The organism is Sinorhizobium fredii USDA 257 (assembly GCF_000265205.3).
GTDB classification, from domain to species: Bacteria; Pseudomonadota; Alphaproteobacteria; order Rhizobiales; family Rhizobiaceae; genus Sinorhizobium; species Sinorhizobium fredii_B.
Genome location: NC_018000.1, coordinates 5,205,001 through 5,217,486 on the forward strand (window position 1 = coordinate 5,205,001; position 12,486 = coordinate 5,217,486).

A 12,486-nucleotide genomic window follows, 5' to 3' on the forward strand; every position below is an offset into this window, starting at 1 on the left:
TCGACTTGATCCAAGGCCTCTCGGCTCGGATCGTCGAGGAGAACATGACCGTCTCGACCCACGAGACCATCACCGAGCAGAGCACCGAATATGCCGACGACGTCATCCCGGTGCGCCGTGCCACGCCGATCGCCACAGTGCTCGTGAATGCGGGCTACGCCAAGGCCCAGGCCGAGGACGCAGCCGGTTATATCGAAGCGTCGCTTGGTGCCAAGGAACTTGGCCCCGGTGATGTGCTGCGCATCGGCATCATCCAGAAGGGCGAGGAAGCCAGGATCGTCCGGGCGACAATCTATTCGCGCAACCGGCACGTGCTGACGATGGCGGTCGACGATCGCGGTCGTTTCGTACCCGGAGCCGAGCCCCCCAAGCTCGATGCCGTCGCCACTGCCTTTGACGATACCGGAACGCCGGTCGTAACCAGCGGTCACGATCTGCCGCGCGTCTATGACGGCATCTATCGGGCCGCCCTCTCCTACGGCATGAACGCCGAGATGATCTCGCTGATCGTCAAGCTGCTGGCGAGCAATGTCGACTTCCAGGCGCAGCTCAAGCCGACGGATTCGCTGGAAGCCTTCTTCTCGGTCACCGATGAGAGCGGGCAGGCGACGGAGGAGTCCGAACTTCTCTACGTCGATGCCAAGTTCGGCGATGCCGAAACGCGGTTCTACCGCTTCCAGGACCCCGACGACAATTCGATCGATTATTTCAACGAGGACGGCAAGAGCATCCGCCAGTTCCTGTTGCGCAATCCGGTTCCGAACGGCCACTTCCGTTCCGGCTTCGGCATGCGCCGCCACCCGATCCTCGGTTTCTCGCGCATGCATACCGGCGTCGACTGGTCGGCGCCGCGCGGTACGCCGATCATCGCCGCCGGCAACGGCGTCGTCGAAAAGGCAGGCTGGGACTCCGGCGGCTACGGGAACCAGACGCTGGTCCGCCACGCCAATGGTTACGTGTCGTCCTACAACCACCAGAGCGCCATCGCCAAGAACGTCAAGCCGGGGACAAAAGTCGTGCAGGGCCAGGTGATCGGCTGGGTCGGGACGACCGGTCTGTCGACCGGCCCGCATCTCCACTACGAGCTGATCGTCAACGGCAACAAGGTCGACCCGTTGCGCATCCGCCTGCCGGGCGGCAAGTCGCTGTCCGGCGAGGTGCTCGCGAAGTTCGAGACGGAGCGCGAGCGTATCGACGAACTGCTCGGCAAGGACGACCCGAGCGAGGTTGCAAGCCAGTAGGTCTTTCCAGACACGAAAAGGCCGCCGTTTGACGGCGGCCTCTTCGCGTTTCTGGAGACGGGATTACGCGGCCTTGGCGGTAGCCGTGCCACGCTTGAAGTTCAGCCGGTCGGAACCGGCAACGATCTTGATCGCCGATCCGTCCGGGAACTCGCCCTGCAGCATCTTCTCCGCCAGCGGGTCCTGCAGATATTTCTGGATCGCCCGCTTCAGCGGCCGCGCACCATAGGCCGGGTCGTAGCCCTTGTCGGCAAGGAAAGCCCGCGCCTCGTCCTCGAGTTCCAGGGTGATCTTCCTCTCGCCGAGCAGCTTGCGCAGCCGTCCGAGCTGGATATCGACGATCGCGCCCATTTCCGACCGACGCAGCCGGTGGAACAGGATTATCTCGTCGACGCGGTTCAGGAATTCCGGGCGGAAGGCGGCCCGCACCACCTCCATCACCTGGTCGCGGACCGCGTCGCTGTCCTCGTTCTCGCCGAGCCCGGTCAGGTATTCGGCGCCGAGATTCGACGTCATGATGATCATCGTGTTCTTGAAGTCGACGGTGCGTCCCTGACCATCGGTCAGACGGCCATCGTCTAGGACCTGCAGGAGCACGTTGAAGACATCCGGGTGTGCCTTCTCGATCTCGTCGAACAGCACGACCTGATAGGGCCGCCGCCGGACGGACTCGGTCAGGGCACCGCCCTCCTCGTAGCCGACATAGCCGGGAGGCGCGCCGATCAGCCGGGCGACCGAGTGCTTCTCCATGTATTCCGACATGTCGATCCGCATCAGTGCCGTCTCGTCGTCGAACAGGAAGCGCGCGAGCGCCTTGGTAAGCTCCGTCTTGCCGACGCCAGTGGGGCCGAGGAAGATGAACGAGCCGATCGGCCGATTCGGGTCCTGAAGGCCCGCGCGGCCGCGGCGGACGGCACGGGATACCGCCTGGACGGCATCGCCTTGGCCGACGACCCATTTCGCCAGCTCGTCTTCCATCCTGAGCAGCTTTTCGCGCTCGCCTTCGAGCATCTTGTCGACCGGAATGCCGGTCCAGCGCGAGACGATATGGGCGATGTTGTCGGGCGTGACGACCTCCTGCACCATGGCATTGTCGCTCGAGGCGTCACGGCTCTCTGCCTCGGCAAGCTCCTTCTCGAGATTCGGGATGACGCCATAGGCAAGCTCGCCGGCCCGCTGGAATTCACCCTTGCGCTGGACGATCTGCAGCTCGTTGCGCGCCTCGTCGAGCTGCTTCTTGAGGTCGGCCGCCCGGCCGAGCTTATGCTTCTCCGCCTGCCAGCGGGCCGTCAGCGTCGCCGCCTGCTCCTCAAGCGTCGCAAGGTCGAGCTCCAGCTTCTCAAGACGGTCCTTTGACGAGACGTCGGTCTCCTTCTTCAGAGCCTCGCGCTCGATCTTCAGCTGGATGACACGCCGGTCGAGCTCGTCGAGTTCCTCCGGCTTGGAATCGACCTGCATCCTGAGCCGTGACGCCGCCTCGTCCATGAGGTCGATTGCCTTGTCGGGCAGGAAACGGTCGGTGATGTAGCGGTTGGAAAGGGTCGCCGCGGCGACCAGGGCGGAATCGGAGATCCGCACTTTGTGGTGCTGCTCGTATTTTTCCTTGAGGCCGCGCAGGATCGAGATCGTGTCCTCGACCGTCGGCTCCTCGACCATTACCGGCTGGAACCGGCGGGCAAGCGCCGCATCCTTCTCGACATGCTTGCGGTATTCGTCGAGCGTCGTCGCACCGACGCAGTGCAACTCGCCGCGCGCCAGCGCAGGCTTCAGGAGGTTCGAAGCGTCCATCGCCCCGTCCGCCTTGCCGGCGCCGACCAGCGTATGCATTTCGTCGATGAAGAGGATGATCTCGCCCTCCTCGGCACGCACCTCGTTGAGCACCGCCTTGAGCCGCTCTTCGAACTCACCGCGGTACTTCGCACCGGCAATCAGCGCGCCCATGTCGAGGGCCATCAGCCGCTTGTCCTTGAGGCTCTCCGGCACGTCGCCATCGACGATCCTCAGCGCCAGGCCTTCGGCGATCGCCGTCTTGCCGACGCCCGGCTCACCGATCAGCACCGGATTGTTCTTGGTGCGGCGCGACAGCACCTGGATCGTGCGGCGGATTTCGTCGTCGCGGCCGATCACCGGGTCGAGCTTGCCGTCCCGCGCTTCCTCGGTGAGGTCGCGCGCGTATTTCTTCAGCGAATCGAAGCCCTGCTCGGCATTGGCGCTATCGGCTGTCCGGCCCTTGCGGATCTCATTGATGATCTGGTTGAGCTTCGTCGGGGTGACGCCCGCTTTGGTCAGGATCGATGCCGTCGCGGCCGAGCCTTCGATCGCAAGCGCCAGAAGCAGGCGCTCGACGGTCACGAAGCTGTCGCCGGCTTTCTTGGCCGCCTCTTCCGCAGCAGTGAAAACCTTGGCGAGCGGCTGCGACAGATAGACGGATCCACTGCCGCCCGTCACTTTCGGAAGCTTGGCCAGGGCCGCGGCCGTGCCGGCACGCGCCTCGCGGGCATCGCCGCCGGCGCGTTCGATAAGCGAAGCCGCCATGCCTTGATCGTCGTCGAGCAATACCTTGAGGACGTGTTCCGGCGTGAATTGCTGGTGTCCTTCGGCCAAGGCATAGGTCTGCGCGGATTGCAGGAAGCCCCGGACGCGCTCGGAATATTTCTCGATATTCATGCTCACCTCCATAGCCCGGCTAGCCCATCGTCGTGGCACTGGCCGGCATTTCAGGATCAGGCTCCCGCATTCGGCAAGCCTGTCATCTCGTCTCGTCCTCGCATTGCGCGGAATCGAGCCTTCGAAGCGAATATGGGGCGATATTTTTGGAAATTAAAGGGTAACCGAAGGCGGCCTTCGGCGAAAACTCTCGGATACAAGGGGACGCCGGTTGGGGCGAGCGAGCCAGGGGCAGGCATTTGACCGATGCAAGAAGCCCGGCCGTTGGGCCGGGCTTACAGATTGAAAGAGCTCGAGGATCTACGTAGCGCCTATTCCGATGCCGCCAGAGCCGCAGCGTCGCCGGCAGGCTGGCCTTCAGCCGCAGGCTCGTCCGCGCCATTGCGGCGCGGCTGGCGACGCGGCCGGGATGCAGAGCGGCGGCGCGTTGCCGAGCGACCGGAAGCCGCCGACGTTTCCTCGTCCATCGCGACTTCGGCGGGCACGCCTTCGATCACCGGCTGCGGGCCGGAGCCGTCGATAACCGGTTGCGGCTCGCTCGGTGCCGCCGCCGCAACAGGCGCAGCGGCGACCGGAGTCGGCTCGCCATAGCCCTGATCCAGATCGTCCTGGTCGCGATCGCTATCGCGGTCCTGGTAGTCCTGGCGTTCTTCGCGCTGGAAGCGCTCCTGCATCTGCGCCTGTGCCGCCGCAATGATGCGGTTATAGTGCTCGGCATGCTGCAGATAGTTTTCTGCCATCACACGATCGCCGGAACTCTGGGCGTCGCGCGCAAGCGCTGAATATTTCTCGGCGATATGCTGGGCGGTACCGCGAATTTTCACGTCCGGGCCGGAGCTGTCGTAGGTCCGCGTCAAGGGATTGGATCCCTTGCGGTTGTTGTTGTTATTGTTGTTGTTGTTGCTTCCGTTGTTGTTATTCCGCCCACGGCCGCGCTTGTTCTGCTGTCCTGGCCTCATAGTCCATTCACCTGAATTTTCTTGCTAATGATGATCATATGTTCCGATCCCGGCCGGATTGTCCGCGCCCGAGAAAACACGCGCCACGGCAGACCGCCTGTTTGCGATCCCGGCGCCGGCTGACGTCAAATTAACAGATACCCGCACAAGGCACTGTCGAACCCTAGCAACTCTTTCTTGAGAGCAACCCCCGCGGCCAGGTCATACTGGAACGAATCTTTGGTCCATGACCTTCTGCCCAGTGCGTGGGCGCAAACTAGCCGGCTTCCTTGGGGATTCCAAGCCCTTTCTTTGCTCTTCGAGAAAAGAGAAGCGCGAGTGCAGCATTTTTTCAACGGTCGTTGCTGCGTTCAACGTCCTGCCCGAATATCAGGACTCGGTCGTTGCCGCCGAAGTCCTTCGAACTCTCAAGCAAGCAAAAGCCCTGCGTCTCGAAGAGCGCCGCTACAGCCTGCTTTTGGTCGAAACCGATTTCCAAGCCTATTACGCCGTCCGGTTCAAGGTGTCGTCCGGCGTGAAGAGCGATGGCACGGTAGGCATCAAGCCCGTCATTGCCGCCATCCAAGGCGGCTGCCGGATCGTAGTATCTCACTTCCGGCTCGAGCTCAGCTACCACATTGGAACGGATATACGGCGGATTTGAGACGATGATGTCGAACCGCCCTTCCACTGCCTCGAACCAGTCGCTTCGATGGCTCTGGAACCGTTCGGCGAGCCCGTTCCTCTTCGCGTTTTCGCGTGCCGTCGCCAAGGCGTCTTCCGATATATCGGTACCGAGGCCCCGCGCGTCAAGTACCGCGGCGAGAAGAGCGAGGCAAATCGCCCCGGTGCCTGTTCCGAGATCGATGAGCCGGCAGCTTCCTTTGCTCGCGGCAATCCGACGCACGTGGGGTATCAGGCAATCGACGAGCGTTTCGGTATCTGGCCGCGGTTCCAGCGTTTCTTTCGAAAGCGTGAAGGTCAGTCCATGGAACTCGCGCTCGCCGAGGATGCGATAGACCGGCTCGCGCGCCACGCGGCGCTCGACGGCAGCACGGATACGCGCTGCATCTGCCGGGCTGACCGGCTCCCCTCCCCGCGCCATCAGGCCGGCGAGCGACAGGCCGAGGAGACCGGAGATCAGGTGGCGGGCATCGACCGCAGCTCCGTCGAGGCCGGCTGCCTTCAACCGGTCGCGGCTCTCGGCAAGCAGCCTGTCCAGTGTCTCGGACATCGCCCGCTCAATTCTGCCGTTCGCCGAGAAGGGCGAGTTGGCTTGCCTGGTGGTCCGCGAGCAAGGCGTCGACGACCTCGTCGATTTCGCCCTCCATCATCCGCTCGAGCTTGTAGAGCGTCAGGTTGATGCGGTGGTCGGTCAGGCGGCCCTGCGGGAAATTATAGGTGCGGATGCGCTCCGAACGGTCGCCGGATCCCACCTGGCTCTTGCGGTCGGCGGACCGTTCGCTATCGGCGCGTTGACGCTCCATGTCAAAGAGCCGCGAGCGCAGCACCTGCATGGCCTTGGCGCGGTTCTGGTGCTGCGACTTTTCCGAGCTGGTGACGACGATGCCGGTCGGAAGATGGGTGATGCGGACCGCCGAATCGGTGGTGTTGACGTGCTGACCGCCCGCTCCCGAAGAGCGCATCGTATCAATGCGGATATCCTCGGGGCGGACCTCGATGTCGATCTCCTCCGCCTCCGGCAGGACGGCAACAGTCGCCGCCGACGTGTGAATGCGGCCGCTCGCTTCCGTCTCCGGCACGCGCTGCACCCGGTGGACGCCGGACTCGAACTTCAGTCGGGAGAACACGCCGCGCCCGGAAACCGTCGCAATGATTTCCTTGTAGCCTCCGGCCTCCCCCTCGCTCGCCGAGAGCACTTCGACCCGCCAGCCCCTGCTCGCGGCATAGCGCTCGTACATGCGGAAAAGGTCGCCGGCAAAGAGCGCCGCTTCCGAGCCGCCGGTGCCGGCACGGATTTCGAGGATTGCGCTCTTTTCGTCGGCCGCGTCCTTCGGCAAGAGCAGGATTTGGATCTCCTGCTCGAGCGCCTCGATCCGCTCCTCCACCTCGGGTTTTTCCATGTCCGCGAGGTCGCGCATCTCCTTGTCCGTATCGCGGTCGGCGAGCATGATCTCGATATCGGCAAGCTCGGCCCCCGCCTTCTCATAGGCGCGAATCTTCGTCACGACCGGCTGAAGCTCGGAATATTCGGATGCGAGCTTCACATAGACATCGGCGGCGGGGCCTTCGGACATCCGCGCCTCGATCTCTGCGAATCGCCGTTCGAGCTCGCGCATCTTTTCAACAGGAAGCTTTGCCAACTCTCACCCCAAACACGTGTCGTTCCAAATGCGTCCGCCTCGTCCGAGCCTGGTCCGGACGAGGACAACGACGCTCTCAGTCAATCTATACCGGTATGCCGTTGGCCGCCGCGAAATCGACCAGAAGCTGGCGGACTGGCGCCTCGGATTTTACGTCGTCCAGGGCCGCGTTCAGGACTTCGGCCAGCTTGTCCGCATCGAGCGCGAGCAGCATGGCCTTGACCGGACCGACGGCGGTCGGCGACATGGAGACCGACCGGAAGCCTATCCCGAGCAGCGCCATGGCCGAAAGCGGTTTGCTCGCCATCTCCCCGCAAAGCGTCACCGGCGTGCCGTTGCGTTCGCCGGCGCGCACGATGTCACGCAGCATTCTCAAGAACGGACGGCCGAGAATGTCGAAACGATCGGAAACGCGCGCATTGCCACGATCGACCGCCATGGCGAACTGGAAGAGATCATTCGAGCCGACCGAAACGAAATCTACCTCGGCCATCAGCTCGTCGAGCTGCCAGAGCAGAGCCGGGACCTCCAGCATCGCCCCGAACTGCAGTTTGCGCGGCAATTGCTCGCCGAGCTTCGACTGCCGCTCGATCTCCTTCTGCAAAAGCTCGCGCGCGACCTTGAGCTCCGCCACCTCCGTCACCATCGGCAGCATCAGCTTGAACTCGGCGCCGGCGGCTGCGCGCAGCATCGCCCGGAACTGGGTACGCAGCAGACCCGGCCGGTCGAGCGAAAGCCGGATGGCGCGCCAGCCGAGCGCCGGATTTTCCTCCTCTGCCGCGCGGAAATAGGGAACGACCTTGTCGCCGCCGATGTCGAGCGTGCGGAAGGTCACCGGCTTGCCGCCCGTCTGTTTCAGAACATTGCGGTAGAAGGCTTCCTGTTCCTCCGCCTTCGGCATGGTCGAGGCGATCATGAACTGCAGCTCGGTGCGGAAGAGACCGATGCCTTCGGCGCCTGCTTCGTTGAGATGCGGCAGATCGACCAAAAGCCCGGCATTCATCTGCAGGGTGATGCGCTTGCCGTCCTTCGTCAGCGGCTCGACGTCCTTCAGCGCCCTGAACTGCGCCTGGCGGCGGGCGCGGAAGCGCACCTTTTCCTCATAGGACCGCTGCAGGTCGGCGACCGGCCGCAAATGCACCTTCGCGTCGTCGCCATCGACGATGATCGCGTCGCGGTTTTCGGCAAGCGCCACGGCGCCCGCCGCCTGGCCGACGACCGGAATGCCCATGGCGCGTGCGACGATCACCACATGGCTGGTGACGGCGCCCTCCTCCAGCACGAGGCCGCGGACGTTCTCGCGCGGATAGTCGAGCAATTCGGCGGCACCCATGGCGCGCGCCACGATGATCGCGTCGTTCGGGAAGTCGGCCGCCGACAACTTGGCGCCGTAGCCGGAGAGCTGGCGCAGCAGCCGATTGGCGAGGTCGTCGAAATCGTGCATCCGCTCGCGGAGATAAGGGTCCGTCAGGCGGATCATTCGCGCCTTCGTCTCGCTTTGCACCCGCTCGACCGCCGCCTCCGCCGTCAGGCCGTTGCGGATCGCTTCCTCGAGCTTTCTCACCCAGCCGCGGTCATGGGCGAACATGCGGTAGGTTTCGAGCACGGCGCGGTGCTCGCCCTCCATCGACACGTCGCGCCTCGACAGCATGTCGTCGATCGAGATGCGCAGCGACCCGAGCGCCTCGGCGAGGCGCTGCAGTTCGTGCTCCGTATCTTCGTTGAGCAGGTTGGTAACGACGATCCTCGGCTCGTGCAGCACCACATAGCCGAGGCCGATGCCTTCGCCATAGCTGTTGCCGTCGATCGAGACGGGGCGCGATAGATCGAGTTCCAATCCGGGCTTGGTGATCTTCTTGAGCTCGCCGGTCGCGACCATCTCGGCAAGCACCATGGCGGTCGTCTCGAGCGCCTCGACCTCGTCCTCGCGATAGTTGCGCATCGCCTTGTTCTGCACGACGAGAACGCCGAGTGCGCGGCCGGTGCGCAGGATCGGCACGCCGAGGAACGAGTGGTAGATCTCTTCGCCGGTCTCCGGAAGATAGGTGAAGGCGGGATGCGCCTGCGCGTCGGAGAGATTGAGAGGGCGCGCCGAGGCGGCGATCGTGCCGACGAGGCCCTGCCCCATCTTCAGTTGTGCCAGGTGCACCGCGGTCTTGTTCAGACCTTCGGTCGCGTAGAGCTCAAGCACGCCGTCGGAGCGCAGCACGTAGACCGAGCACACTTCCGCGACCATGTTCTGCGCGATCTGGCGCACGATCCGGTCAAGGCGCTCCTGCGGCTCGAGCGGTTCCGCCATGAGCTCGCGCAACCGCTTGAGGAGAACGCGCGGACCCGCGGAAAGGTCTCTCATCGCGTAGGGTCTCCCGAATAAGAATATACGACGGCACGTGACGGGAGGCGCGACCTTTCCCGGCTGCGAATCCCCAAACGAACGCCTGCTGTCTAACTCTTATCCAGACCGTAGGCGGAATGCAAAGTGCGAACCGCCAATTCCGCATATGGTCCGTCGATCAGGATGGAAATCTTGATCTCGGAGGTGGTGATCGCCTTGATGTTGATGCCCTTGTCGGCAAGCGCGCGGAAGGCGGAGGCGGCAACGCCTGCATGGCTGCGCATGCCGATGCCGATGACCGAGACCTTGACGAGGCCGGATTCCGACTGGACGACGTCGTAGCCGATCTTCTCCTTGTTGTCGGAGAGCACCTTCAGCGCCTTGTTGACGTCTCCGGACGGCACGGTGAAGGTCATGTCCGTCTTGGAGCCGTCCTCGGAAATGTTCTGGACGATCATATCGACGTTGATATGCGCTTCGGCGAGCGGCCCGAAGATCGCGGCGGAAACGCCGGGCCGGTCGGCCAGGCGGCGCAGCGAGATCTGGGCTTCATCCTTGGCGTAGGCGATGCCGGTTACGACTTCCTGTTCCACGATCTCATCCTCATCACAAATCAGCGTTCCGGGCGGGTTCAGAAGGTCACCCATGCCCGGCGCATCGGGATCCTCGAAAGAAGAGCGCACGAAGGTACGCACCTTGTGCACCATGGCGAGCTCGACCGAGCGCACCTGCAAGACCTTGGCGCCGAGGGAGGCCATTTCCAGCATTTCCTCGAACGCGACCTTTTTCAATCGCCGCGCCTTCGGCTCGATGCGCGGGTCGGTCGTATAGACACCATCGACGTCGGTGTAGATGTCACAGCGATCGGCCTTGACGGCAGCGGCGATCGCGACGGCGGAGGTATCCGAACCGCCGCGGCCGAGCGTTGCGAGGCGATTATCCGGACCGAGGCCCTGGAAACCAGCGACGACGGCCACCTGACCCTCGCCCATGCGGCGGATGATGTCGGCGCCGTTGATGTCGAGGATGCGCGCCGCCCCGTGGGTGTTGTCGGTCTTGACCGGGAGCTGCCACCCCTGCCAGGAGCGGGCGTTGATACCCATCGACTGCAGGGCAATGGCCAGCAGGCCGGACGTCACCTGCTCGCCGGAGGCGACAACCGCATCATATTCGCGGGCGTCGTAGAACGGCGCGTTCGAGCCCGCCACCTTCGGCATGTTCTCGACCCAGCCGACCAGTTCGTTGGTCTTGCCGGACATCGCGGAAACGACGACTGCAACCTCGTGGCCGGCCTCGACTTCGCGTTTCACATGGCGGGCGACATTGTGGATGCGGTTCAAATCTGCGACGGAAGTCCCGCCGAATTTCATCACGATGCGTGCCATTTCGCCTCTACCGTACCAACATGTTTCGCGCCTGCGCCCGACAGCACTCCCGCCGGCGCCTGACGATCAAAAAGCAGAGACTTCTCGGACATCGGCCAGCCACCGCTTCGGGGAGCGGAAAGTCGCGGCGTCTCTTAGCGGATCAGCGGGCGGCGTGCAATGGGAGGGCGGAGGAAGTCTTGCGCGTCAGGAGGGCACGGCTTCCAGGATGGAAACTGGTGATGCGGTCGGCGCGGCTTCGCGAGCCGAAACACTTAAATAGCGAGCCCCGGAGCCTCGGCGACGACGCAGGCGATGTCGCAACCCTTCGCCTCATGGGTCATCCATGCTTGGACCGTCCAGCCATTGCGGCTCAAGCCCGCCTCGAGACAGCCAACAAGATCGCGCGCCCCACGCGTCGGTTCGTCGTGAAACAGAAAGAGCCGTCCCTGCGGCGCCAAATGCCGACGCAGCACGGAAAGCTCGCGTTCCGGGTTGCCGCGGGCGAAAATACCGACACGCAGAGCAAAAACCTTGTCGAAAACAGCGTTGCCGAAATCGGCCCGCGCGAGTTCCGCAACTTGAAATTCGGCGCGCCCGGCGGCCACAAAGGCGGCATTCCGCCGTCGCGCTGCTTCGATCATCGCCGCCGAGCGATCGATCGCTAACATCCGGCCGTCGATGAGCCGGTCGCAAACCATCGTGGCCGCTACGCCGTGACCGCAACCGATCTCGAGAATGCGCTCGGCTGGCTTAGGTGCAAGCATCTCCACCGCCCAGCCGATCCGGTCATCCGCCATTGCTTCGCCCCCCGTTGCACTACCGATTTCGCAGTTGAGACTAGCACCAAACGAGTCCTGCTAAGTGATTTCAATACGAAACCACTTGCGAAAGTGCTTCAGTTTTGCCATTCTCAGTTCAGCAGCGAGCCGCCACGCTCAACGGGAGGATGGACAATGCGCAAGGTCATCATGTGGGACATGGTCAGCGTCGATGGATTGTTCGAGGCACCGGGACACGACATCGACTGGTTCGTCTTCGAAGACGAGCTTGCCGCCTATATCGGCGAGACCCAGTTGGAGGCCGGCACGCTGCTCTTCGGCCGAGTGACCTATGAGATGATGGCGGCCTATTGGCCCTCGGCCGAGGGCGACATCGCCACCTTCATGAACGGCATCGAGAAATTCGTTTTCTCGAAGACGCTTGGGAGCGCCGACTGGAACAACACGACGCTCGTCGCCGGCGATGCCATTGCCGAGGTCGAGCGCCTGAAGCGGCGCGATGGCGGCGCGATCTTCATCTTCGGCAGCGCCGATTTTGTCGCGACGCTCACGGCCGAGGGATTGGTCGACGAATACCGTCTCGGCATCAATCCGGTGCTGCTCGGCAAAGGTACGCCGCTCTTTCAGAACGTCCCCGAGCGCACCGAGCTGGAGCTTACCCATGTCCGCCCGCTGAAGTCCGGCGTCGTCATCCTGCACTACCAGCCTGCGAAGGCCTGAACGGTTCGCACCGCCGCCCCTTGACATCTCCTGTCGATCGTCCGACTTCACGATCGACAGGGCGATAGTCGGGCAGGTCAGGCAGCCCCGCGCCCGAACCGGACGAGGAGGCTCC

The 12,486-nt window shown here is 63.6% G+C and carries 9 protein-coding genes (1 of these 9 only partly in view); 2 read left to right on the plus strand and 7 right to left on the minus strand.

Features of this window, described 5'->3' with window-relative positions:
- Positions 1-1,241, plus strand: the 3' portion of a protein-coding gene (locus USDA257_RS24440; protein WP_041414622.1) for a M23 family metallopeptidase. Its footprint begins 715 nt before the window's first position; the window shows 1,241 of its 1,956 coding nt (coding positions 716-1,956); its start codon lies beyond the left edge, outside the window; its stop codon occupies positions 1,239-1,241.
- 63 nt (positions 1,242-1,304) lie between these two features.
- Here the strand turns inward: USDA257_RS24440 and clpB are convergent, their stop codons facing one another.
- The 7 genes from clpB to USDA257_RS33265 all read right to left on the minus strand — a co-directional run bounded on the left by clpB (position 1,305) and on the right by USDA257_RS33265 (position 11,669).
- A complete protein-coding gene (gene clpB, locus USDA257_RS24445) occupies positions 1,305-3,908 on the minus strand; it encodes an ATP-dependent chaperone ClpB (protein ID WP_041414623.1) in 2,604 nt (867 codons plus the stop codon).
- 311 nt (positions 3,909-4,219) lie between these two features.
- Complete coding sequence (locus tag USDA257_RS24450) at positions 4,220-4,867, minus strand: DUF4167 domain-containing protein (protein WP_041414624.1); 648 nt, start codon at positions 4,865-4,867, stop codon at positions 4,220-4,222.
- Between the two features lie 331 nt (positions 4,868-5,198).
- Positions 5,199-6,080: a peptide chain release factor N(5)-glutamine methyltransferase gene (gene prmC, locus USDA257_RS24455; protein WP_041414625.1), complete on the minus strand. Its 882-nt coding sequence runs from the start codon at positions 6,078-6,080 to the stop codon at positions 5,199-5,201.
- Positions 6,081-6,087: 7 nt separating this feature from the next.
- Positions 6,088-7,170, minus strand: coding sequence for a peptide chain release factor 1 (gene prfA / locus USDA257_RS24460; RefSeq protein WP_041414627.1), 1,083 nt, complete (start codon positions 7,168-7,170; stop codon positions 6,088-6,090).
- An 85-nt stretch (positions 7,171-7,255) separates the two neighbouring features.
- On the minus strand, positions 7,256-9,523 hold the full coding sequence (gene ptsP, locus USDA257_RS24465; protein WP_014765666.1) for a phosphoenolpyruvate--protein phosphotransferase: 2,268 nt from the start codon (positions 9,521-9,523) through the stop codon (positions 7,256-7,258).
- Positions 9,524-9,615: 92 nt separating this feature from the next.
- Positions 9,616-10,890 carry an aspartate kinase gene (locus USDA257_RS24470; protein ID WP_014765667.1) on the minus strand — a complete coding sequence of 425 codons (1,275 nt, stop codon included), beginning with the start codon at positions 10,888-10,890 and terminating at the stop codon, positions 9,616-9,618.
- Positions 10,891-11,144: 254 nt separating this feature from the next.
- Positions 11,145-11,669: a class I SAM-dependent methyltransferase gene (locus USDA257_RS33265; RefSeq protein ID WP_014765668.1), complete on the minus strand. Its 525-nt coding sequence runs from the start codon at positions 11,667-11,669 to the stop codon at positions 11,145-11,147.
- A gap of 156 nt (positions 11,670-11,825) precedes the next feature.
- Between USDA257_RS33265 and USDA257_RS24480 the strand changes: the two genes are divergently transcribed.
- Complete coding sequence (locus tag USDA257_RS24480; protein ID WP_014765669.1) at positions 11,826-12,371, plus strand: dihydrofolate reductase family protein; 546 nt, start codon at positions 11,826-11,828, stop codon at positions 12,369-12,371.
- Positions 12,372-12,486: the final 115 nt, after the last annotated feature.